This is a genomic window from uncultured Draconibacterium sp. (assembly GCF_913063105.1).
Classification (GTDB): domain Bacteria; phylum Bacteroidota; class Bacteroidia; order Bacteroidales; family Prolixibacteraceae; genus Draconibacterium.
This window is the reverse complement of record NZ_CAJXYQ010000007.1, coordinates 259,232-283,510: the sequence shown is the minus strand read 5'-3', so window position 1 is coordinate 283,510 and position 24,279 is coordinate 259,232. Positions and strand designations below refer to the sequence as shown.

21 protein-coding genes are annotated in these 24,279 nt (G+C 40.5%); 12 read left to right on the top strand and 9 right to left on the bottom strand.

The window, feature by feature from the left end:
- Position 1: 1 nt before the first annotated feature.
- Both QZ574_RS09785 and QZ574_RS09780 read right to left on the bottom strand, forming a co-directional pair.
- Complete coding sequence (locus QZ574_RS09785) at positions 2–391, bottom strand: hypothetical protein (protein ID WP_297089298.1); 390 nt, start codon at positions 389–391, stop codon at positions 2–4.
- Positions 392–424: 33 nt separating this feature from the next.
- Positions 425–985, bottom strand: a complete 561-nt coding sequence (locus QZ574_RS09780; protein WP_297089297.1) for a peroxiredoxin — start codon at positions 983–985, stop codon at positions 425–427.
- Between the two features lie 124 nt (positions 986–1,109).
- Here QZ574_RS09780 and QZ574_RS09775 point away from each other — a divergent pair, with 124 nt between their 5' ends.
- On the top strand, positions 1,110–1,526 hold the full coding sequence (locus QZ574_RS09775; RefSeq protein ID WP_297089296.1) for a hypothetical protein: 417 nt from the start codon (positions 1,110–1,112) through the stop codon (positions 1,524–1,526).
- Here the strand turns inward: QZ574_RS09775 and QZ574_RS09770 are convergent.
- From QZ574_RS09770 to QZ574_RS09755, 4 genes are all read right to left on the bottom strand, one after another.
- Complete coding sequence (locus QZ574_RS09770) at positions 1,523–2,263, bottom strand: hypothetical protein (protein WP_297089295.1); 741 nt, start codon at positions 2,261–2,263, stop codon at positions 1,523–1,525. The two genes, QZ574_RS09775 and QZ574_RS09770, sit on opposite strands and share 4 nt — an antisense overlap.
- 439 nt (positions 2,264–2,702) lie before the next feature.
- Complete coding sequence (locus QZ574_RS09765) at positions 2,703–3,080, bottom strand: hypothetical protein (protein ID WP_297089294.1); 378 nt, start codon at positions 3,078–3,080, stop codon at positions 2,703–2,705.
- A 2-nt stretch (positions 3,081–3,082) separates the two neighbouring features.
- Positions 3,083–3,535 (bottom strand): GNAT family N-acetyltransferase, encoded by a 453-nt coding sequence (locus QZ574_RS09760; RefSeq protein WP_297089293.1) that lies wholly within the window; start codon positions 3,533–3,535, stop codon positions 3,083–3,085.
- Positions 3,536–3,641: 106 nt separating this feature from the next.
- Complete coding sequence (locus QZ574_RS09755) at positions 3,642–5,000, bottom strand: gluconate:H+ symporter (RefSeq protein WP_297089292.1); 1,359 nt, start codon at positions 4,998–5,000, stop codon at positions 3,642–3,644.
- Positions 5,001–5,206: 206 nt separating this feature from the next.
- Between QZ574_RS09755 and QZ574_RS09750 the strand changes: the two genes are divergently transcribed.
- On the top strand, positions 5,207–7,027 hold the full coding sequence (locus tag QZ574_RS09750; RefSeq protein ID WP_297089291.1) for a BamA/TamA family outer membrane protein: 1,821 nt from the start codon (positions 5,207–5,209) through the stop codon (positions 7,025–7,027).
- A gap of 3 nt (positions 7,028–7,030) precedes the next feature.
- Positions 7,031–10,909: a translocation/assembly module TamB domain-containing protein gene (locus QZ574_RS09745; RefSeq protein WP_297089283.1), complete on the top strand. Its 3,879-nt coding sequence runs from the start codon at positions 7,031–7,033 to the stop codon at positions 10,907–10,909.
- A 44-nt stretch (positions 10,910–10,953) separates the two neighbouring features.
- Here the strand turns inward: QZ574_RS09745 and QZ574_RS09740 are convergent, their stop codons facing one another.
- A complete protein-coding gene (locus QZ574_RS09740; protein WP_297089281.1) occupies positions 10,954–11,814 on the bottom strand; it encodes an AraC family transcriptional regulator in 861 nt (286 codons plus the stop codon).
- A 154-nt stretch (positions 11,815–11,968) separates the two neighbouring features.
- Here QZ574_RS09740 and QZ574_RS09735 point away from each other — a divergent pair, with 154 nt between their 5' ends.
- From QZ574_RS09735 to QZ574_RS09705, 7 genes are all read left to right on the top strand, one after another.
- Positions 11,969–12,637 carry a corrinoid protein gene (locus QZ574_RS09735; protein WP_297089280.1) on the top strand — a complete coding sequence of 223 codons (669 nt, stop codon included), beginning with the start codon at positions 11,969–11,971 and terminating at the stop codon, positions 12,635–12,637.
- 190 nt (positions 12,638–12,827) lie between these two features.
- Positions 12,828–14,183, top strand: a complete 1,356-nt coding sequence (locus tag QZ574_RS09730; protein ID WP_297089279.1) for a uroporphyrinogen decarboxylase family protein — start codon at positions 12,828–12,830, stop codon at positions 14,181–14,183.
- A gap of 9 nt (positions 14,184–14,192) precedes the next feature.
- The gene (locus QZ574_RS09725; RefSeq protein WP_297089277.1) at positions 14,193–15,089 is read left to right on the top strand and encodes a GTP-binding protein; all 897 of its coding nucleotides are present in this window, start codon (positions 14,193–14,195) and stop codon (positions 15,087–15,089) included.
- Between the two features lie 443 nt (positions 15,090–15,532).
- Positions 15,533–16,216: a succinate dehydrogenase cytochrome b subunit gene (locus tag QZ574_RS09720; protein WP_297089275.1), complete on the top strand. Its 684-nt coding sequence runs from the start codon at positions 15,533–15,535 to the stop codon at positions 16,214–16,216.
- 14 nt (positions 16,217–16,230) lie between these two features.
- The gene (locus QZ574_RS09715) at positions 16,231–18,171 is read left to right on the top strand and encodes a fumarate reductase/succinate dehydrogenase flavoprotein subunit (RefSeq protein ID WP_297089274.1); all 1,941 of its coding nucleotides are present in this window, start codon (positions 16,231–16,233) and stop codon (positions 18,169–18,171) included.
- Positions 18,172–18,208: 37 nt separating this feature from the next.
- A complete protein-coding gene (locus QZ574_RS09710) occupies positions 18,209–18,970 on the top strand; it encodes a succinate dehydrogenase/fumarate reductase iron-sulfur subunit (RefSeq protein ID WP_297089272.1) in 762 nt (253 codons plus the stop codon).
- Between the two features lie 235 nt (positions 18,971–19,205).
- Positions 19,206–19,943: a hypothetical protein gene (locus tag QZ574_RS09705; RefSeq protein WP_297089270.1), complete on the top strand. Its 738-nt coding sequence runs from the start codon at positions 19,206–19,208 to the stop codon at positions 19,941–19,943.
- A gap of 60 nt (positions 19,944–20,003) precedes the next feature.
- Here the strand turns inward: QZ574_RS09705 and QZ574_RS09700 are convergent, their stop codons facing one another.
- Together QZ574_RS09700 and QZ574_RS09695 are read right to left on the bottom strand one after the other, a co-directional pair.
- Positions 20,004–20,933 carry a CPBP family intramembrane glutamic endopeptidase gene (locus tag QZ574_RS09700; protein ID WP_297089267.1) on the bottom strand — a complete coding sequence of 310 codons (930 nt, stop codon included), beginning with the start codon at positions 20,931–20,933 and terminating at the stop codon, positions 20,004–20,006.
- 82 nt (positions 20,934–21,015) lie between these two features.
- The gene (locus QZ574_RS09695) at positions 21,016–21,729 is read right to left on the bottom strand and encodes a DUF1080 domain-containing protein (RefSeq protein WP_297089265.1); all 714 of its coding nucleotides are present in this window, start codon (positions 21,727–21,729) and stop codon (positions 21,016–21,018) included.
- A gap of 135 nt (positions 21,730–21,864) precedes the next feature.
- On the opposite strand from QZ574_RS09695, the gene QZ574_RS09690 reads away from it, so the two are divergent.
- Both QZ574_RS09690 and QZ574_RS09685 read left to right on the top strand, forming a co-directional pair.
- A complete protein-coding gene (locus tag QZ574_RS09690) occupies positions 21,865–22,659 on the top strand; it encodes a BtpA/SgcQ family protein (protein WP_297089263.1) in 795 nt (264 codons plus the stop codon).
- Between the two features lie 402 nt (positions 22,660–23,061).
- Complete coding sequence (locus QZ574_RS09685) at positions 23,062–23,376, top strand: isoamylase early set domain-containing protein (protein WP_297089261.1); 315 nt, start codon at positions 23,062–23,064, stop codon at positions 23,374–23,376.
- Positions 23,377–24,279: the final 903 nt, after the last annotated feature.

Genomic DNA, 24,279 nt, shown 5'->3' with positions numbered 1-24,279 from the left:
TTTATTCTTTTTTACTTCCGTTGTAATGATAAACCAGTTTTACATTTCCGCTGGGCGTAATAACTGCCCGTTTATCTTTTAAACTTAAGTCTGTTTTTCCATCGCCATCAATATCGGCGTTTAACGATATTTTAACCACGGCATAAGGCATGGCCAGGTTTAATAACGGATCATCGGCATCAAGCTGGAAAGTAAGGATTTTCAGGTAATTACCCGATGGAGAAATTTTTATACTCTCAACTCCGGAGTTAAGAGTAAATGAAACAACATCGTTACCAAATTTAATGGTAACGTCGTAAGTTTCGGTTTGCTTAACTTGTGCTGAAGAAGATTTTGGAACTGTAAGGGAGAAAACAAAAACCAGTGCAAAAAGCGTACACAATCTTTTCATTTTCTTTAATTTATGGGTTCGTATGGGCGCAATTTAAGAATTGTTTTTGATAAACTCTAAAATTTCGCTGGAATCGTTACTGGCATCAACAGCAGTATTCTTGTACACAATGCTGCCTTTTTTGTCGATAATAAATGTCCAGCGCGAAGGTGTATTGCTTCTGAAAAGTTCAATGTTTTGCCCATCAATTTCTCGAGTAATACTTCCTCCATCGCGTATCGGAACACCAAATTTTTTGGCTATTTCACCATTTTCGTCTGATAACAACGGGAAATTTAGTTCGTGTACTTTTTTAAATAGCTTTAGGCCGTCAACATTGTCGCCACTTACGCCAACTACCAGGGCATCGGCTTTATCGATATCATTCTTTAAATCGCGGTAAGCACATGCTTGTTTGGTGCAGCCTCCGGTCATTGCTGCCGGATAAAAATAAACCACAATAAATTTGCTGCCCAGGTAATCTTTTGCATTCCACATCGAACCATCGTCAGCTAAGGCTGAAAATTCAGGTGCTGTATCGCCAAGGTTCAATTCTTGTGCAAAACTGTTCAGAGTAAGCGTAAATAATAAGGTGGCAAAAAAAGTAATTTTCATGGTTATTTAATTTATGTATGACATTAATACAGATGAACTTAAAAAATGTTTGAGCCGGTGAGTTTTTTAACGAAGTATACTTTACAACATTTATAAGCCCAATGAAAATACCTAAATTTAAACCATGGGGCATGCCTATTCATACCGATGCGATCATTGCGGCTTTTCAGAAAGCTTTAATCAGGGACATGGTTTTCAGGTGCATTCACAGCTGGTTAGCGATTACCTAAAGCAGCAAACCCGTATTTTTCATTACAAAACGCATAACCTGCTTTGTAAACTGGCACAACAGCAAACTGGTTTGCACCTAAAGGCCGGTTTTCAGATTTATAAATGCCCCCAATGCAAAACACTTTACGATAAAGTTGAAGTTTGTGTTTATGATGAGGATAAAATTGTTCATAAAAGCGAGTTTCGTTGCAAAGATTGTAAAACACGCCTGAAACTTACTAATATTCATCGTTTAAAAAAGGCGATTTGCCCGCGTTGCAGACAGCGAACTTTTCATCGAAATTATGCACAGCACGAGTTATTTCCTTAGATCTTTTCTTCGCATTCGGCCTGGTATTCAGCAAAGGTTTTATTGGTTGGATATTTTGTGGTAAGTATTTTAAAGTGGTTTAATCCTATTGCCGGTTCATCTTCAATTTTCTGATACATGCGTGCCAAAAAGAAATGAGCCACTGTATTTAAAATTACATTGTCTTCGGCGGCAAATTTTTCCATTCGCTGTAACTTTTTTTCGCGGGCTTCCGATTTTTTTGCATTGGCAAAAAAGTTAATATTCTCAATATATTGATACATAATTACATAGCTTTCGAAAAGCTTCTGCTCGTCACCCGAGAATGGAGGATTTTCACTTTCAATTTCTTTAATCAGGTCTCTGATATTTGAACGGGCAGATAACATTCCGAAAATGTTGAATTTCTTTTTTTCGAAGCGCAACTGGTAAGAGCGAACGATTATTTGCCGCATTTTTTTTTCGTAGGTATCGGTTTCGGGAAGTATTGATGCCTCGATCAGCTCATCAAGTTTGCGTGAGTTTTCTTTTGAGTAGGTTGTTCGGTATTTCCACCAGTGCAGGTCGAGATTGAGGAAAGTTTTGTAAAACTCGCTCAACTCATGTTTTTTGGTGGTGTAGGAGTGTTCTGCTTCGCTAAGGTTTTGGTCGTAAATTAAGGTAAATATGCGGCTTGCAATGCTATCGTTATTCATTGCATTGGCGGCAAAACTTACGGAAGTAACTAATAAAAAAGTAACTATAAGTCGCTGAATCATCGCTGAATTTTTTTGTAAAATAAATAGTTTATTAGTTGAAAACTTCGCGATGCAAAAAAAATTTCATGAAATGCCTGAATTATTGGTTTAACTGGTTGTTGCAAGTTTGAAGTAAGGCGTAAAATTTTTGGTTGTCAGGGTAGTTTTTGTTTAGCCAAACAAAATAAGGATAAGCTTTAATCGGCTCGTTTTCGTATTTCAACCAGGTTTTCCCCAAAAAATAAGCAACCAGTGTTTTCGAAATTCGATTTTCCGATTGGAACAAGCGCGTCATGGTTGCTAATGCTGCGCTGCAATTTTCTTTTTTTCGCGAAATGAAAAAAGGTTTCAGGTAATTATCGAAATATTGAAATAAGGCGGAATACAGTTGGTAAAGTTCCAACTGCTCGGGAGGTAGCTTTACGTTTGTTTTAAATGAAGTGAAAAGTTTCTTTGTTTCCTACCGCGTTGAAATTGCTTTCATGAGTTTAAAACGTTTGAGCTCGTAACGCAGCTGATACGACAAAGTAACCATCCGAATTGCCTGATGTGTTGTTGATGCTGGGTTTATTGGCGAAAGATCTTGTATGTGATTTTCAAAAGATTGATAATCGGGCGTGTTGGTTCCGGTAACATTTTTCCAGTAGCTCAGATCCACAGAAAGAACGACGAAAAAAACAGAGTCAATGTTTTCTTGGTTAGAGCGAAGCATTTTTTCTGCTTGTGAGTAATGTTGGTTGTATATTTCATTAAAAATGCGCTCAACAATACTATCTTTTTTAGCTGAAAAAGCCGAAGAGGAAAGAAAAAGCAAAAGGAGAATTATAAATTTTTGCATGTTTAGTCTGCCTGGTTTTCAAACAGCATACCGTAATGTGGTATTCCGTCCTCGAGGTATTCGTTGGTAACAACTTTAAATCCGAGGTCTTCGTAAAATTTACGCAAGTATTTTTGTGCACTTATTTTTATTTTCCCGGGCTTCCAAGTTTTTAAAATGTAAGTTTTGGCCTCTTCCATCATCCGTATTCCCAATCCTGTTCCGCGTTCCGATTCTTTTACCACAACGCGCCCAACAGAGTAATCATTAAAACGCGTTCCCGGTTTTAGAAGACGCGAGTAGGCTATAATTTGTCCATCTTTTTCCAGAAATTGATGGATGGCATCTTTATCCAATTCATCAAGGTCGTTGTACACGCAATTCTGTTCCACCACAAAAATTTCTGCCCGAAGCTTTAAAATATTGTATAATTCGATGGTGGTGAGTTCGGAAAAATGTTTAAACGTAAAAGTCATGAAGTGAAAATAGAAAAATTCAGCAAAAACTATTGCGAAATAAATAGCAATCTGCTTTAATCAGCTCGTGGCATCCTCTCTTTATTTTGGAGTGCAGCGGCAGTTGTTAAAAGAACAGACTGGCCAGCATGGTAAAAGTAAGCCCGCAAACTGCAATTATCGATTCCATAACCGTCCAGCTTTGCAGGGTTTGTTTTTCGTTCATTCCAAAATATTTTCCTACCAGCCAAAAGCCACTGTCGTTAACATGCGAAAGCAATGTGGCACCCGAAGCAATCGATAAAACCACTAATGCACGGTGGGGGTCGCTCAGGCCAAATTCACTCAGCACGGGGGCAATAATGCCTGCGGCGGTAATCATTGCAACCGTTGCCGAACCTTGTGTTACACGCACAACAGCAGCCAACAGCCAGGCCAGTAAAATGGGCGGAAGTGCAGAATTTGCCATTCCTTCGGCCATAATTTTTCCGATTCCGCTATCTACCAGTATTTGTTTTAAAACTCCACCGGCTCCGGTAATTAAAATAATAATACCTGCAGGGCCCAAAGCTTTGGTAGAAAGTTCCAACACTTTTTGCTTGTTTATGCCCCGTTTTAAACACAAAAAGTAGGTAGCAATTAATGTGGCAATAATTAGTGCACAAAAAGGGTGGCCAATAAATTCCAGTGCATCTGTATAAATCGATTGGCCAATAAATTCTTTTTTAACAGCAAGGCCGGTAAAGGTATTTACCAGAATTAATACAAGCGGAATGGCAATAATTAAAGCAATCATTCTGAAAGAGGGCAGGTTATTTTCGTCGTAGGTTTTTTCTTTACTAACTTCAAAATCAGCCGGAGGTGGAAGGTGGATTTTTTTTGCAATATATTTACCCCAGATGGGCCCGGCAATCACAGCTGTTGGGAAACCCAAAATAACTCCGAAAAAGATCACCCATCCCAGTTGAACGTTGATAATATCGGCAACAGCCACCGGTCCGGGTGTGGGCGGAATAAAACTATGGGTAACAGCCAATCCGGCCAGCAAAGGTATTCCGTAATACAAAAGCGAGCGTTTGGTATCGCGCGAAAGGGCGTAAATTATGGGTACCAGAATAATAAAACCTACATCCAAAAAAACTGGTATGGCAATTATAAAACCGGTAATAACCATGGCCCACGAAGCTTTGTCGGTGCCAAATTTTTTTATTAGGTAATGCGCCAGCGATTCTGCCCCACCCGAGCTTTCCAGCATTTGCCCAAAAATGGCTCCCAGGCCAACAACGGTTGCTACAAAACCCAGCGTGCCAGCCATACCATCCTGAATGGCTTTGGTAACATCTTTTAATGGCATTCCGGCAATAATTCCCACGTAAATGGCCGTAATAAGTAGCGAAATAAAAGCTGAGATTTTTAGTTTTAGCACCATAAAAAGGAGCAGGGCTACCGCTGAAATTACAATAAAGATTAGGAAGGGTGTTGTCATGCCGGTTCAGATTTAGTTTTGGTTAAAGTTAAAATTTGTAGTCTTTTTCGCAAAACCATGTAAATATTAACTTTATTAAAGTGCTGTTGATTAATCCATAACAGCACCTCAGTTTTTCTTCTTAAAAAAGGCCCGAAACTTTTATTCATAAATTTTTATTACATAGTGCCTTATTTTATCTTTGGTTAACACTAAAATAAATCTGGTTGAAGGCAATTGTGTTGGTTATACTGTTTGTTTTTGGTTTTGCATTGGGCTGGGCTCAGGAGAACCTGCAGGTACGCACAGTAAAGTTTCGTGGAAATAAGCACATACAAACCTACCATTTAAAAGAAGAGGTGGCACTGGAATCGAGTTCCTGGGTAAAACAAAAGATTTTTGGTAAGGAGCCGGTTTATTATTCAAGATCGCTTTATAATGAAGATGTAAAACGGCTAACAGTTTTTTATCAGAAACAGGGGTATTTGGATGTGCGCTTTAATGAACCACAGGTTGAACTAACAAAAAAAAACAAAGTTGTATTAACTATATTTATTGATGAAGGTGAGCCTGTAACTATCTCGGAAATTTCGTATCAGGTAGATAGCCTTTACCAGTTGGATGAGGTGATGCGTTTGCAAGACCAAAAAAAATTACTTTTGCAAACTCAGGCAAATAACGACAAAACTTTTCGCGACGAGGACATTACCAATGACCAATTACTTATTGCCGAAGCTTTTTACGATTATGGTTACCCCTACACAAGAGTTAATCATCATTTGCAGGTTGATACCATTTTAAATACCACTGCCATAATGTGGCAGGTTACCCGGGGGCCTTTGGCTTATTTTGGCTCAACTAACATTGTTGGCAATAGCCGGGTGCCTTCAAAAAATATTCTTCGTCAAATCGATTATCATGAGGGAGAGGTTTGGAGCAAAAAGAAAATTGACCAAACGCAAAAACAAATTTACAACCAGGGTAACTACAGGGTAGCCTCAGTTCGTGCAAATATTGGAGATGAGCAACCCGATACCATTCCCATGCACATTCAAATACGCGAAGCACCGCGCTGGTCGGTACGTTTTGGGGCCGGTTATGGACGCGAAGATAAATTACGTGCTTTTACCGATGTGCAGTACCTGGGGTTTTTAACCCATACTGGCAGATTAAATTTGTATGCAAAACACTCGGGGCTGGAACCCTACAATATTTACCTGAAATTTTCGCAGCCCTCGTTTCTCTTCCCCATGAACACGCTTACCGTTCATCCATTTATTCAGGAGGAGAATGAACCGGGTTATAAGCTTCAGAAAATAGGTACAAACATTACATTTTTGCAAAGTTTCTCAAAGGAGTTAAATACATCAATAGGTTATGTTTTTGAGGATGTGGAATTGGATACCACCGCTTTTGTAGCCAACGAAACGGTTGATTATGATGAGACGATTTACAAAAAAACAGGAATAGTTCTGGGGGGTATTTATAACAATGCCGACCCAATTTTAGATCCGGTACAGGGCTACGCCGTTTCGCTAAATATAAAAACAAATGGCTTGCTGTTAGGCAAAGAAATACCATTTTACCGAATCTTAAGCGAAGTAAAAACCTATTTTGGTTTGAGGCGTGGTTTGGTATTGGCGCTGAAGGGTAAAATGGGAGGTATAAAACGAACCGACGATGCCGATTTTATCCCGGTAGAAGAAAAGTTCTTTGCAGGTGGTAGCCATTCGGTTAGGGGCTGGTCGAGAAGCGACCTGGGACCGCGTAACGAAAATGGTGTGCCTATTGGTGGAAACAGTTTGCTGGAAGCTTCGGCAGAGTTTCGTTTTGATGTTGCCCGAAAATTGAAATTTAATGTTTTTATGGATGCCGGAAATGTTTGGGAGAAAAGTTTTAACTACCATATTACAGACTTACGATATGCTGCCGGTTTTGGCCTACGACTAAAAACACCAATTGGCCCGGCAGGTATTGATGTGGCCCGGCCAGTGTTTGACTCGGAAAACAAGTGGCAACTTCATTTTAATATTGGTCATACCTTCTAATAAATGAGAAAGCTTTTAATATACTTAGCAATCGTGTTAGCAGTAATTATCCTGCTAATTGGAGGTATGTTGCTGTTAACCCAAACAGCTTTTTTCCGCGAAAAAGCAAGAATAAAGGTAGAACAGCTGGTGGAAAGCAAGCTGGAACTTGATCTTTCTGTGGGCAATTTAGATGGCAATTTCTACAATAATTTAATCTTAAGGGAGGTAAAGCTCCTCGATGGCGATTCGCTGTTGGCTTCCCTGGGTAGTTTAAAGTTAAAGTATAATCTAAAGCCCCTTTTGAACGCTACCGTTAGTGTCGATTCGATTGTGCTAAAAAATCCCTACATAAACCTGTGGCAAAACACCGATAGCGTATGGAATATTTCAACTTTTATTCCCGGCAACAGCCACAATACGGAGCGTAAACCCAAGCCTTTTCGCCTTACGATTGATGTGAAAAATGTGGTGATTAAACAGGGAGAGTTGGCAATTACAGCCTTGTCAGAGGCATTGCCTTCAGGCGCGAAGGATATCAATTTATTGGCAGGCGGAGTGTACAGTTCCGACGAAATAAAAATAGGCTTGCAAAGTTTTGGGTGCACAACAATCAAACCTGATTTTAAACTAAAACAACTCAGTGGGAAATGTGTAATCGGTAATGAAAAAATACAGGTGGATAGCCTGTTGCTTTTGGCAGGTAACTCGGGCATCGATTTTAACGGGAGTTATATTTCAGCAGCTAATTTTGAAGGGGCAATAACGGCTGGTAAAGTTGATAAAGAGGATTTTTCCTTGTTTGTTCCGTCGTTTAAATTGCTGTGCTCGCCAGCCATTAAGGCCAGTTTTTCTGCAGTTAACGATTCGTTGGTTGCCAACATTTTGTTGCAAAATAGCGACGAAACAATTGATGCAACCCTAGCCTTAGGTGCGTTTAGCCATTTGCAGCTGCCAAACGCAGCAGTGCCATACCAGGCGCAACTTAAGATAGGGAATGTAAATATTAACCACTGGATAAGCTTAGGTACAGCGCAGTTGCTTGTTAATGGTGAATTGAAAATAAATGGCGATAATTTAAAAAATATACAATCAGAAGCCAATATTGAAGGTCAGTTTTATAACTCGGTTTACAACACTATTAATCTGAAATTAGTTGACCTGAAAGGGGTTTATGCGGATGATAGTGTGAATGCTATTGTTTTGGCTCAATCTGATTATGGAGAAGTAGCTTTGGCTGGCGGCCTGGATTTTTCAGGACAACCAGAATACAATGTAAATATTAATGCTAAAAATCTGGAGCTACACCGTTTTGTGACCGATTTGGAACAAACAATTTTGAATGGTAAGATATACGCAACAGGAAAAGGTTTTGACCCGAAAAAAATACAAGCAGCAGTTAACCTTAACCTGGGCAGTAGTACAATTTATAACTTTGAGGTAGATAGTTTGCTTGCTCTGGCAACCACAAACAGGCAACAGCTAAAGTTTGATACGCTGCAGGCCTTTGCACCGGGTGTTTTGCTAAACGGAAGTGGACAGCTAATGCTCGATTCGATGCAGCTAAATGCCAGATTTTTAGCTTCTGCAGAAACGCCTGGATTTCTCGATTCGCTGGTGGAGCTTCCCCTAACTTTTGACTCGGCATATACAACGGCAACCTTGCATGGGCCCTTTAACGACCTTGAAATAGACGGAACACTCGATTTGCACAATGCAAATGCTTACGCAGTTGACCTGAGCAAAACAAAGGCAAATTATAAGGTTAATGTTTTTAACGACTCGTATAAGGTTGCTGTTAACGCAGAGGCCCTGCAGGTAAAAACCGGAACAATTCTTTTAGATACGTTAGCGGTGGATTATACTTTTGATGGTGAACAAATGAATGTGCTGGGTGAACTTGCCTGGAATGATGTGCTGAAAGCCCGTTTTTGCAGCGTTATTGAAGCCGGAGATACCATTTTGCTTGAATTGTCGGCATTGGAGGTAAACTCGCAATGGGCTGATATTTTTCTTCCCGATACCATGACGGCGAGCATTTTCAACAACCGCTTTCTGGAAATCTCGAACCTGGTTCTTAAAGACCGAAATCAGGAACAGTTTTCTTTTGCCGCCAATGGCCTGGTTTCAGCTGTGGATTCAAGTAACTTTAGTGTTGAAATAAACAAGTTCGACCTTGCAGAGCTGAACAAATACCTGGGAGAGGAATATCAACTGGGAGGCAGGCTTAATGTCGATATGGCCCTACATGGCTGGTCAAACGCCCCAAGCATTGAAGGGAAACTTGATGTTACTGATCCGCGTTATAACATCTATGCCTTTAATCCTTTTCAGGCCATTTTTACCTATGCAAACAAACAAGGTGCAGTTGAACTTACCATGCCCGAATTGGGAGAACTGTTCTTTGCAAAAGCAGTTGCTGCATTTGATCTTAATCTCGATTCTTTGCAGCTGAACTTTAGTCTCCCTGAAACCTTTGACGGAATATTCCGCATTGATTCGGTTGACCTTCGGGATTTAGTGAAAACCTACACACCAAACGATAGTGTTAAAGGGATTCTGCAAGTTAATGTTCAAACAAAGGGAAAATGGAATGATCCGCTGATTTATGGTAACCTACACCTTAAGGATGGTACTTACCTGAATGAAAATATTGGAATTTTTTACGAGGATATTTTTGGCGCGCTTAGCTTTCACGGAAACAAAGTGGCCATTGATACTTTGCTGGTAAAACAAAAGAACGGCTTGATTTCGGTATTCGGAGAACTGGCCTTTGATTCGACTATTGTTACCGGTGAAATCAACAGTTCGTCGTTAGAGCTTGATGCAAAAAATTTCTTCCTGGCCAAACACCGCAATTATGAAATTCTGGTAGATGCCAATACTTTTGTTCGCTCTGAGAGAAATAAGCCAGAGTTTGGCGGGAATATAAAAGTTTTACGCTCCGACTTGTATCTTCCCGCGTTTATGAAAGACTCCAAAGGTGAAACAGAACTTGATGTTCCGCTGCTGGTTCAGGCCCTCGAAAAGCCCGATGATTCGTTACAAAATACCTTGGCTGGACAGGTTGTGGCAAAAGCAAAAAACAAAAAAGAAACCGCTTGGGTAAACAATCTAACGGGTCGCTTGCAGGTTGAAATTCCGAGAAATACCTGGATAAGAAGTAACGACATCAGGGCCGAGCTTAACGGCGAAGTTGAAATTGTAAAAAATGGTCCGTATTTCGAATTGTTCGGAAATGTAAAAGTGGTACGCGGACAATATATTTTGTATGGCCGAAAACTCAACCTCAAGGAAAGTGAGATCATTTTTCAGGGTGGTGAAGAGTTTGATCCGACTTTAAATATTGAGGCCGAATACGTTTACCGTGGGAGCGATAAAGAAAAACGTTACCTCGAGATGCTTATTACGGGTGAAATGTCGGATCCGGAAATAAGGTTTATGCTCGACGATGTGGAAATTTCGGAAACGGACGGAATTTCGGTGCTGGTTTTTGGAGCAACAAGCGATGAGATTGGCTACGGCGGAAACAATGGCTTGATTAACTCTATTGGTTCAAATGCCGTTGCCAGTATGATTTCTTCGCAGTTGAGTAAAACCATTGGCTCGCAGTTAAACCTGGATATGATTGAAATTACAACAACAGAAAACTGGCAGAGTGCTGCTTTTGTTGTGGGGAAATACATTACCAACGATATTTTTGTAATCTACCAACGTGGTTTTGGCGAAGTTAGTGGCGACGAAATTACCCCCGAAACCGTAACTATTGAATACGAAATTAACGATAAGCTGTTTTTGCGTTTGCAAAGTGGTAATTCTAAAGAATCGGGGGTTGATGTAATCTTAAAATTTGAGCAGGAGCTTGAAAAGCATTCAAATATAAAAAACATACCTCGAAAATAATTTCGGGTTAATTAAGCATTAAAAACGGAAGGTGATGTTTGGGCTTATACAACCCTGTTGCGGTAGGCACGCGGAGACATGCCCATTTTTTTCTTAAAATCTTTTGTAAAATAGTACGGATCGGTGTAACCCAGGTGAAAAGATATTTGCTTTACTTTTAAATTGGTATAGTCGAGGTATTCGCAGGCTTTTAAAATTTTTAGGTGCGAGAAATAGCTGATTGGCGAATAGTTGGTTTCCTTTTTAAACAAGGTGGATAAATAGGTTGGCGAATAGCCCATTTCATCAGCCAGTTTTTGTAAAGTTAATTTTTCTCCCAAATTTTTACCCAGGTAGTTTACAGCTCGACGAACTACCGGGTTGGTTTCTTCCTGCACCTCATCCTCGGTGCGGCTGGCATAAATAAACGTAGCCAGCAGGTGTCCAAAACAAAAATTAATGTACTCCAGGTTCTCATCGTGATAGCCTTTTGAGAGGTTGTTAAATATTTCATCAAAAAGCATCTCGCGGTTGGCAACCATATTATTTACCGATGGAACCAGGTTGCGCACAAGTGCAAATTCTTTTCCGAGGCGCATGGCCTTCCAACCCTCAAAATACGCAACTAAAAAACGCGTGGTTGTATTTTGTTCCGAGTAGTATTTAAAGGCCATTCCCTTTGGAATGATAAAAAACTGATCGGCCTTAACCGATGCCTGTTCATTATCTATTTGCACAAAACCACTGCCCCGTGTGCAGAAAACCAACAGGTATTTTTCTATATCAGTAGCCGAGCCCCAGATGGTTCCCTGCTCCACCTCAATCTCTCCGGTTTCGGTTAAAAATAAATCAAGCACTAAAGGATTACGGCGCTGTTCGTTTACCAGGGGGCGGGGAATCTCAAAGTAGCGAATTCTGCGAATCATTGACAATCTGACTAAATAACAGGATAAAATTACTAAACACGTGTTTAATAAAAGTAATATTTTCCATCTTTTTCTAAAAAAATACTATTTTTTCAGTTTCATGGGTGTCATACTTTTGACGGTATCATAATCAATTAAAAATCAATAAATAACCATGAGTGAACTATTAGCAAAAATTGCAGACTGTATAGAGTTTGGAAAAATAAATAAAGCTGCACCGTTTCCTCCGCAAATGAAAGGACAGGATGGAGCTGATGAGTTAACCGCGCAAGCCATTGCCGAGGGGGTTAGTGCACAAGATATTCTTACCCAGGGATTAATGGTTGGAATGGAAAAGGTTGGCATAAAATTCAGAGAAAACAAAATATTTGTACCCCAGGTATTAATGTCGGCAAAAGCCATGAGTACAGCAATGGTGCACCTAAAACCGTTTTTTGCTTCGGGCGATGTAAAACAAAAAGGAACCTTTATTATTGGCACGGTTGAAGGCGATTTGCACGACATTGGTAAAAACCTGGTATCGATGATGGTTGAAGGTAGCGGCTACAAAGTGGTTGACCTGGGTACCGATGTTAAAGCCGACCAGTTTATTGCCGCTGCAAAAGAACACGAAAATGCCTTTGTTGGTTTGTCGGCGCTGCTTACAACTACAATGGTAAACATGGAAAAAATTACCAAAGCAATCAAAGATGAACTTCCGGGTACTAAGGTTGCCGTTGGTGGAGCGCCTGTAACAAAAGATTTCTGCGATAAAATTGGAGCAGATGCCTATTCGGCTGATCCGCAGGGGCTGGTTGAATACCTAAATACTGAAGTAGCGTAAGTTAGGTTTTAGCTTGTAAGCTTTTTAGCAGTTTGCCGCTTTAGCTTGCAGTAGGAATAAAATCACATAAATTATTGTAATTAAGTTGATTGGAAAGCCGGGGTTTTCTGAAATGGGGAAAGTACACGCTTAAAACCGGTAGAAAAGTAAAAAGAGTCAACACAAAAAATAGAAATTCAAAACAATAAATATGAAGGGATTAGAACTAATTAAACAGGCGTTTGCTTTAAAAGAAGTAGAACGTGTTCCGTGGGTACCGTTTGTAGGTGTTCATGGTGGGCATTTAACGGGTGTTGATGCCATAAGCTATCTAAAATCAGCCGATGAGGTGGTTAAAGGCGTGAGCCGGTCCGTTGAGGAGTACCAGCCCGATGGTGTGCCGGTGGTTTTTGATTTGCAGATTGAAGCTGAAATTTTGGGCTGCGAATTAAAGTGGGCTTCCAATAATCCTCCGGCAGTGGTTTCGCATCCGCTGGCAAACGGAAAAACAATTGCCGATTTAAAATTACCCAAAATTACCGACGGACGCATACCGGTTGCCGTTGATGCCACAAAAGCATTGCGCGAAAAATATCCCGATCTTGCATTGTATGGCTTAATTACCGGGCCATTTACCCTTGCCTTACACTTGCTGGGAACTGATATTTTTATGAAACTTTTTGAGGCTCCAGACGAAGTAAACGAGGTGATGGAATTTTGTACCCAGGTGGGTATAAAAATGTCGGAATACCTGTTGGATGCCGGTTGCGATATTATTGCCGTGGTTGACCCAATGACCAGCCAGATTGACCCAATGACTTTTGAAACCTTTGTTTCGCCGTACTGTACAAGCATTTTCGACTACGTTAGAGAGCGCGAAAAACTAAGCTCTTTCTTTGTTTGCGGCCACGCCCAGCAAAACATCGAGGCCATGTGCGATTGTAAACCCGACAATGTTTCGATTGACGAAAATATACCGCTTGATTTTGTAAAAGACATTGCGCTTGACAAAGGCATTAGCTTTGGCGGAAACATGAAACTTACTGTTGTGCTGCTAATGGGCGACGAAGACGATTCGCGTCGCGATGCCCTGGAGTGTCTCGACCTTGGAGGGAAAAAAGGATTTATCCTGGCTCCGGGCTGCGATCTGCCTATGGAAACACCTGTTGCCAACCTAAAAGCAGTTACCGAATTGGTTTTTGATCCGTACAAGCAAGATGTGGTGCGGGCAATGGATAAAAAAGCTGTTGAAATTGGCCAGGTTGAACTGAAAGATTATTCAACAAAGAAAACGGTGGTTGAGGTAATTACTCTCGACTCGGGTTCGTGTGCACCCTGCCAGTATATGGTGAATGCCGTAAAAGTTGCTGCCGGAAAATTCGACGATGGCCAGGTAGATTGGTTTGAGCACTCGATTAAAAACGAAGAAGGATTGAAATACATGGCTGCCCTGGGGGTAAAAAATATTCCTACCATCTGTATTGACGGGAAAGTAGCTTTTGTTTCGCAGATTCCGCCTGAAAAAGAGCTGGTAAAAGCTATTCAGGAAAGTATAGACAGTAAATAGAATTAGCGAATGAACAAAATACCGTTCCATATTATTTCCGGATTTTTGGGAAGTGGCAAAACAACCTTTCTGAAACGCATTATAAAACAATATGCTGCGCAAAAAAAAATCGGGATTATCCAAAACGAGTTTGCTCCATCAAACATTGATGGTGCCGAACTGCAAAAATCGGGCGAAGATTTTAACCTGCTGGAAATTAATAACGGATCGGTATTTTGTGTTTGTTTGTTGGGTGATTTTGTAAAATCGCTCGAAAAATTTATTGACGAATACCATCCTGATAGTATCATTATTGAAGCTTCGGGATTATCCGACACCACTACTATTGCAGAAATTGTTTCTGCCGGAAAACTTTCAGAGAAAATATACCAGGCTTCCAACTGGTGTGTGGTTGATGCGCTTAATTTCTCGAAATTGGGCGTGATGAAACAACGTGTTTTGCACCAAATTCGAATGGCCGATATCACAGTGGTAAATAAAACCGATTTAGTGCAGGAAAATCTGACCGGTATCGATCAGGAAATAAAAAAAATAAATCCATTCACCGAAATTAAACACGCCAGTTTTTGCAACATTGATTTTGAGTTGGGTAACACGGCGCTTACTAAATTTTATTTTGGCGATGTAAAACCCATGGCACGCCCCGATGTTAACTCCATGGTAATAAAAAGTGCCCGGGCCGTTTCACAACAAGCCCTTCAGCAATTTTTAAAAGAATGGGCGCCAAAAGCCTACCGGATAAAAGGTTTTGTTAAACTCGAAGGAAATAAATCGGCGGCCGTTCAATGCAGTTTCGATTCGATAAATATTGTTGAAGTGGAAGATGCCTTTCATCCCACCGAATTGGTTGCCCTTACCGACCAGTTTACTTTGCGCGAGTGGAATAGAGCCTTTAAAGCACTGTAGGCAACATACTTCCGTCTGGTACTTTATTGTTTATGTTTCTTGAAAATCAATAGTAATAGCTGGTTCAAAATCGATTGACTCACCCTGATTGTGCCTTCGACCCAATCTTCCTTCTTTACAAAGAGAGTGCTTGTCCCGATTTTATCGGGAGAACGAGGAAGAGTTAGCCAAATATTTGTACTTCTTTTATTCCTGTTGGTAATTTCCGGGAATCATGATTTTTGTGTTAAGCCCAAACCCCTTGTGTCAGGCCTTTCTTAAGGGTAACTAAACATTCCCTGTTCGCTGTGCTTTCCTGCTTTGTTACCCCAGAATTAAATCAGTTGTAGAATCGTTTTAAATTAGCTAATTTAGAACTCCTTTTTTGCAAGAATATTTGCGTTCGTCTACATTTGTGCTGCTTTGAACTTAATTCAAAAAACAACCAAAATAAAAAATAGATTATGAGCAAATTTTTAACAGCTTCAATTGGAAGAAAGTTTGTGATGAGTCTGTCGGGATTATTTCTGATGGTATTTATTGCTGTCCATTTGAGCATCAACTTATTACTGATTTTCGATAACAGTGGTGAATTGTACAATCAAGGGGCTCATTTTATGGTAACAAACCCTTTGATTAAAATTATGGAGCCGATTCTTGGATTGGGTTTCATTATTCACATTGTTTGGTCATTTTTCCTTGAATTTCAAAACTGGAAAGCACGTCCGGTAAGGTATGCTAAAAAGAACATGAGTGGCGCCAGCACATGGGCATCGCGTAACATGTTGGTTTTGGGTGCTTTGGTTTTGGTATTTTTGGCCATACACCTGGTTAATTTTTATGTAAAAATGAAAATTACCGGCGATGTTGGCGAAGTGGAAATTCATGGTGTACACATGCACGATGCCTATACATTGGTTTCAGCGGCATTTATCAACAGTATTCCGCTAAGTATCCTGTATATTATTGCCGGAGGTTTACTGGGAGTTCACTTATCACATGGTTTTTGGTCGGCTTTTCAAACGCTGGGTTTAAACAACAAGCATTGGTTAAACCGCTGGAAAGTTGTTGGTAAGATTTACGCAATTCTTATTGCTGTGGGTTACGCCGTTATTCCACTTTATTTTATGTTAGGATTGTATAAATAAGAAAGGAAAAAATTATGAGCATTTTAGATAACAAGATACCTGAAGGGCCACTGGCTGAAAAGTGGAATAAACACAAAGCAGCCATTAAAGTAGTAAGCCCGGCTAACAAACGTAAATTAGAAATTATTGTGGTAGGTACCGGTTTAGGTGGTGCTTCTGCAGCTGCTTCGCTGGCCGAATTAGGATATAAAGTTAAAGCATTTTGTTACCAGGATAGCCCGCGACGTGCACACTCAATTGCGGCACAGGGTGGTATTAATGCGGCAAAAAACTATCAAAACGATAACGACTCGGTTTACCGTTTGTTTTACGATACCATTAAAGGTGGTGACTACCGTGCACGCGAAGCCAACGTTTACCGTTTGGCCGAAGTTTCACCAAATATTATCGACCAGTGTGTGGCGCAAGGTGTACCTTTTGGACGCGAATACGGAGGTTTGTTAGATAACCGTTCGTTTGGTGGTGTATTGGTTAGCCGTACGTTCTACGCACGTGGGCAAACCGGTCAGCAGTTGCTTATTGGTGCTTACCAGGCGTTGAACCGTCAGATTTCGAAAGGTGCCGTTGAAATGTACAACCGCCACGAAATGCTGGACCTGGTAAAAATCGACGGAAAAGCACGTGGTATTATAGCCCGCGACCTTGTTTCCGGCGAGATTAAACGTTTTGGTGCACATGCCGTTGTTGTGGCAACAGGTGGTTACGGAAACGTATTTTTCCTGTCAACCAACGCAATGGGAAGTAACGGATCGGCCGCATGGCAATGTTACAAACGTGGTGCTTTTATGTCGAACCCATGTTTTGTACAGATTCACCCAACTTGTATTCCTGTTCATGGCGATCAGCAATCGAAACTGACTTTGATGTCGGAGTCGTTGCGTAACGATGGTCGTGTTTGGGTTCCGAAGAAAAAAGAAGATGCAGTAAAATTACAGAAAGGTGAACTTCATCCGAACGATATCGCTGATGAAGATCGTGATTTTTACCTGGAAAGAAGGTATCCTTCGTACGGTAACCTTGTACCTCGCGATGTTGCGTCGCGTGCGGCAAAAGAACGTTGCGATGCTGGTTTTGGTGTAAACGCTGAAGGAAAAGCAGTGTTCCTCGACTTTAAATACTCGATTGAGCGCTTAGGTAAGAGTGTAATTGAAGCACGTTATGGAAACCTTTTCCAGATGTACGAAAAAATTACCGATGTTGATCCGTATACCGAACCAATGATGATTTACCCGGCAATTCACTACTCGATGGGTGGTACCTGGGTTGATTACAACCTGATGACAACTGTTCCCGGATTGTATTCGATTGGTGAAGCAAACTTCTCAGATCACGGTGCTAACCGTTTGGGTGCTTCGGCACTGATGCAAGGTTTAGCCGATGGATATTTTGTATTACCATACACTATTGGTGATTACCTGGCCGATGAAATTATGACGCCGATGGCTGATACAAATGCTCCTGAGTTTGCTGAAGTTGAAAAAGAGGTTAAAGATCGTATCGAGAAACTATACAACATTAAAGGTTCGAAACCGGTTGACTATTTCCACAAAAAACTTGGACAAGTAATGTGGGATTATGTTGGTATGGCCCGTAATGCTGAAGGTTTGAAAAAGGCGATTGAGATGATTAAGGAAATTCGCGAAGAATTCTGGAAAGATGTTCGTATTCCTGGTGAATTGGATAACCTTAATCCTGAGTTGGAGAAAGCCGGTCGTGTTGCCGATTTCTTCGATATTGGTGAGTTAATGGCTCGCGATGCGCTCGACAGAAACGAATCGTGTGGTGGACACTTCCGTGAAGAGTCGGCTACCGAAGAAGGCGAAGCAAAACGTAACGACGAAAAATTTACCTACGTATCATGCTGGGAGTACAAAGGAGAGGGCACTGAGCCGGATATGCATAAAGAAGATTTGGTATTTGAGAATGTGAAGCTTACGCAGCGTTCTTACAAATAATCGATCGAATAATTATAAATCATAAATCTGTAAGATTATGGCTGATAAAATTCTAAAAAAACTCAAAATAAAAGTTTGGCGTCAAAAGAATGCCAAATCAAAAGGTAAATTCGAAACTTATACAATCGAAAATATCTCAACCGGGTCTTCTTTCCTTGAAATGATGGATATTCTGAATTTCCAGCTTATTGAAGAAGGAATCGACCCAATTGCTTTCGACCACGATTGCCGCGAAGGTATCTGCGGTACTTGTAGTTTATATATTAACGGACGCCCGCACGGACCAGACACCGAGGTTACTACCTGCCAGTTGCACATGCGTAAGTTCAAGGATGGTGAAACCATCGTTATTGAGCCCTGGCGTGCACGTGCATTCCCGGTAATTAAAGACCTGGTAGTTGACCGTACCGCTTTCGAGAAAATTCTTCAGGCTGGTGGATTCGTGTCGGTAAATACCGGAGGTGTTCCTGATGCCAACACTATTCCTGTGCCAAAAGAAGACTCTGAAGAGGCTATGGATGCTGCAGCTTGTATTGGTTGTGGAGCATGTGTTGCAGCTTGTAAAAACGCTTCAGCTATGTTGTTTGTTTCGGCAAAAGTTTCGCACCTGGCCAAGTTGCCACAAGGTAAAGTTGAAGCTGCCAGCCGTGCCAAAAACATGGTTGCTAAAATGGATGAGCTTGGTTTTGGTGGATGTACCAATACGCAGGCCTGCGAGGCCGAGTGCCCGAAGAGTATTTCTATTACAAACATAGCACGTTTGAATCGCGAATACTTGTGTGCAAAAGTTAGCGAATAAGAATTTTAAGCTAAATACTCGAAAGCCTCCTCAGTTACTGAGGAGGCTTTTTTGTTTTTAACCCTGTTAACTTCTTGCGAATAGGGCCACTGAAAGGTGTCAAAATATGGCTGTTCGCTAAAAACCACCTTCCGTTTTTTACAATAATAAACATATAGATGTGCATAAGTGCAGGGGCGAACACATCTATTCTCCATACACAATCAATAACTTCGCATAAACACAAAGGATAATTATGCCATACAGACGTTTACCAACAACGGATAAAGCCAGAATGCGCGCACTAAATGCAGCGCTTGGCAAGGTGATTAAGAATGAGCGCAAGCTGGCATTTTCAAATCATTCGGTAGAACAACTGCAGAATGTAAAGAATAATTTCGAGAATCATCTTACACAATACGAGTTAGACACTCGACTTCAGGCTGAAAATATAAAAGATTACAAAGAGGCTTTTGACCGGGCTAAAATGTATGTTTCGCATTTTACTCAGGTTTTGTTATTTGCATCAGAGCGCGGCGAGATCAACGGAGGAATTAAGTTTTACGAAGATCTGGCTTCGTTTGAGGGTAAAGTTCCACCATTGAATACCGAAGAAGAAGTATTGAAATGGGGAAAAATTATGGTGGAAGGCGAACAAAAAAGGATGCAGAACGGTGGAAGCGCTATCTATAACCCATCAATTGCATTGGTGAAATTTAAGGTGCAAGAGTTGCATGATGCTTCGGTATTTCAGCAAACCTTAAAAAGAAATACGCTGCGATCGTTTGAAAAAATGCAGAAACTGCGAAAAACAACCAATGATTTCATCAGTAAACTGTGGACCGAAATAGAAGAGGGTATTGAGGCTGAATCGCCAAAAGTTAAACGTCAATTGGCCCAGGAGTATGGTATTGTTTATGTGTTCCGCCGTAACGAAAAGAAAAAAATGAGTGCCGAAGAAATGCAAACCGACTTATTGTTTGAGTTTGCATAAACAACAACTAATTATAAGTAGTCAATTCCAAATCAGTACTTCTGGTTTGGAATTGTTTTTTTAAACAGGAATTGTTTTTCCCTTATTCTGTTTTCTTATCATCAGCAAAAACACAATAGTTAGTGCCAGGCTAATGCCCGCCATATAGTAGCTGTCGGCTGTAGAACCTATGTTTTCATAGTTGGGCGTAATTGTTTGTTTGTTAATCAGGTAAATTGCAATTACGGCAATGGCATTGTTCAGGAAATGAGCAAGAATAGGAAGCCACATCGATCCGCTCCATACCAGGAGGTAGCCAAATAATGCACCGAGTAACACACGCGGAACAAATCCAAAAAACTGCATGTGCAGGGCACTGAAAAGTATAGCCGAAATCCATATTCCCCAATGGTGACTGCGTGTTATTTTGCTAAAAATTTTCTGAATAACACCCCGAAACAGGAGCTCTTCGCCAAGTGCAGGTAACAAGGCAATCATAAATAGGTTAAATGCAAGTCCGCTAATATTTTTTACAGCTAAAAATGCATTGGTTATTTCTGCAGCGTGTTCCTCTGCATTGCGCATCCAGTTTTCTACTCCCGAAAGCCATGCAGGAAAGCGCATATTGTTGTTTAGTTCGCCAACGAGGTTAATAAACGGGGCCATAATAAACATCAGAACAATAATCAGGACTACATTTTGCGACCGAAAAGATTTGTTGAGATACAGGTAATCGTTTGACTTGCCATGGAATAGGTAGCCTAAAACAAAGGGAGGAACAATAAAGAAGCCAATAGCCTGCACTACCTGAATAAATTTATAGAGCCTGATGATTTTTTGAGGAGTTGCAGCATTTACTTCGGGCAGGTGTAATACCGTACTCAGACCCCAGATGGGAATGGCCACAACAAGCGATAAAATAAAAAATATCATAACGCTGACCATAACAATAAAAGCGGTAAAAACCAATTGAGAGAAGGGTCTCAAGTCTCTGAATGCCGTAATTTCCATTTTCGAAAATGTTTTGGGCAAAGATAATTTTTATTGGCAAACCACTTGGCTGATGTTTCTTCGGAACGGAATGGAGTTTGCGTTAGAGTTCTTTAATTTTTATATTTCTGAACATGGTTAATCCTCCGTGGTCCTGCAACCCGATATGGCCTGTTTTAGCCATACCATAGTGAGGGGTTTCGGCCCATTTGCCTTGTGCCTTGTTCTTTGCCCAATCGTCAGTCCACAGTTCATATTCCACCACTTTAGTAGTGTTAAGCCAATGCTCAACATGTGCCTTGTTCACAATAATTCGTGTTGTATTCCATTCGCCTGTTGGTTTTACCCGGGCATTTTCGGGAGCATTCATACCGTAATTGGCTCCCGAATACTGGTGGGCTTCAAGGGGGCTTGACCAGCCTTTGTCATCCAGTAGCTGGTATTCCGGGCCCGTTTCGTATATGGCATCGGTAAGCCCCTCTTGTACGCGATAAAAAATACCCGAATTGCTTTCGGGAGCTATTTTCCACTCCAGGTACAATTCAAAATCGGCATATTGTTTTTTGGTAATAATATCGCCACCATGATCGGAACCCTGGCCCGAGTTATGCAAAACTCCATCAACGATTTTCCAGCCCGAAACTGCACCACCATTAAACATTTTCCATTCGCTCAAGGTTTCCCCGTCAAACAAGAGCTGCCATCCATCAGAAATTTCTTTTTTCGATAAGGTGTTAACAGATTTTTGTTGGGGCCTCGAACAACCCCAAAAAACGAGTACAGTAATAATGGTAATCAGAAGGTTTAAATTTCTCATTATAATATTGATTTAGGTTGTAAGCGTAAAAGTACAAATTCTGCCGCAAACAAAAAGAAGTCAACTTTCTTTTTAATGGCCTTGAAATAAGTTCGTTGTTTTCATTTAACTTTATAAGCATAAAACACATCAACAATGCAATTGAATAAAACAATAATAGGGATGGTGCATGTGGCTGCCCTGCCCGGAACACCCAAAAACAGCGTGGCAATAAACGTAATAATTAATGACGCTGTAGAAGATGCCAGAAAATTGGCAAAGGGTGGAGTGGCTGCCATTATGATTGAGAATATGCATGATCGACCGTACCTGAATCGTACTGTTGGGCCCGAAATTGTTGCAAGCATGACAGTGGTTGCCCAAAAAATTAAACAGGAAGTTGGATTGCCATTGGGAATACAAATTCTGGCCGGCGCAAATAAACAGGCACTGGCAGTAGCCATGGCGGCTGGACTTGATTTTATTCGTGCCGAAGGTTTTGTTTTTGGGCACCTCGCCGATGAAGGAATGATGAACAGCGATGCCGGAGAACTGTTGCGGTACCGTAAGAAAATTGGAGCCGGGAACATAAAAATATGGACCGATATAAAAAAGAAACACTCTTCCCATGCAGTTTCTGCTGATGTGTCGGTTGCTGAAATGGCTCGGGCAGCCGAATTTTTCCTTAGCGATGGTGTAATTGTTACCGGAAATGCAACAGGAATGCAGGCATCGCTTGATGATGTTGTGGAGGTACAGGAAAGTACTAAGCTTCCCCTTATTATTGGCTCCGGATTGGATAGCAAAAATATTGAAGATTACTGGCCCTATGCCGATGCTTTTATAGTAGGGTCGTCGTTTAAGTGCAATGGGCATTGGCAAAACACGGTTGATTTGGCGCGTGTAAAAACATTCATGCAAAAAGTTGATTTACTGCGCACGAAAAGCTAGCATTTACTTAGTTTTAACTACCGCTATTTTTAACAGATATAGCGTACAACAGAGCCTGTAAACATTGAGGTTTGTCCCAATGCGTCTGATTTACAAGAAGATACTTAGAGTTTTTAATTTTATCAGTGTGTTAAATCTCCGGCTAAATAAATTCTCATCAAGGTGTTAATTAATGTTAATGCCATATATTTGATTTACAAATTGATAAACGTTCAAATCCAAACCAGTAAGAGCTAAAACAAAATTTGAAATTAATAACAAAAACGATTCAGATCGCTTAATCGGCTTTGTTTGGTAGTTAAATGAATTTTGAATTCTCGTCAGGCGCCGGATGCGAATTCTTCCTGATTTTTTCTTACCTGCATTTCCGCTGGCAGATTTTGTTTCATAAAAAATTGAATTATGAGTATTAAAAAACAATATTTGAAAAGTAAACCCGAGTGTAAAGTTTCTTTCCGTGTGGCCAAAGCTGATGCGCCAAACGCCGAAACTGTTAAAATTGTTGGAGAATTTAACGGCTGGAGTGAAGAAGTTGAGCCAATGAAAAAACTGAAAAGTGGTGATTTTACACAAACGCTGAACCTTGAAACCGGTAAAGCCTACCAGTTTAAATATTTAATTGATGGTTCGGTTTGGGAAAACGAAACTGAAGCCGACAGTACTGCTCCAAACGGTATTGTTGAGGGTGAATTTAATTCGGTTCTCGACCTGAATTAATAAAAGCATTAAAAAACGGATCTGTGGTAAGAGAATACAGTTTCTCAGGAAACTAAGTTCGGTGTTTTGTTACGCCCAATTTCCCAAAGGGATGCAAAACGGCTGCTTAGCTTCGCTATAGATTGCAAAAAATAGTAAGACCCGGTTTTAATCGGGCATCTACATAAGGTATTCCACCAAAGCCGCTTTATCTTTCCCGGTAAAGCGGCTTTTTCTTTATTTGATTTGAAGCCGGTAAAAGCAAGTTACAAGTATAGAGTTGTATTTAAACAGAACCACAAATCGTATTAGTTAATTAATACGGGTGAATTTGTCTTCATGCCAGACGGGCAGTACCTTTTACATTCGATCAAAAGAAACTCCCGATTTATCGGGATCAAAAAATAACCTTTTCGTTTTTTCAATGCAACGAATTTATCTTTAGCTTTTTATCGTCAGCGGTGGCTTTTTTGAATACTTTTTCAGCTATAGGAAAAAGTATTTTCTGTCTGAAAAGACATTTGCTAAATCTGGTTTAGCAATCTAAAGTTAGAAGTAAACAAGGAAGTTCATCGGTGATTAGATGACTATTTTTGTACCCATTTCTCCCATCCTGTTACAAAAATCCTAAATCCTGTTTAACAGGATGCCCAAAAACTTAACAGGATTAGAATAAAAGGTAACAGGACAGCCCAAAAACCAACAGGGAGGCTAAAAAGTTAACAGGATGTGATAAAAATGGTACAGGACGCCATAAAAGTTAACAGGACGCTATTAGTCAGTAATTTACACAACTGTGTAAGCAACTTGTAAAAAGCATTGGGCTGTAAGGCAAGCTGGTTGATATTAGCTTTTTAGTCCGTTTTAATTAAGGTCGGAATCATCCTCGCCACCCATCAAAATTTTTCTATATTTGCATGTTTT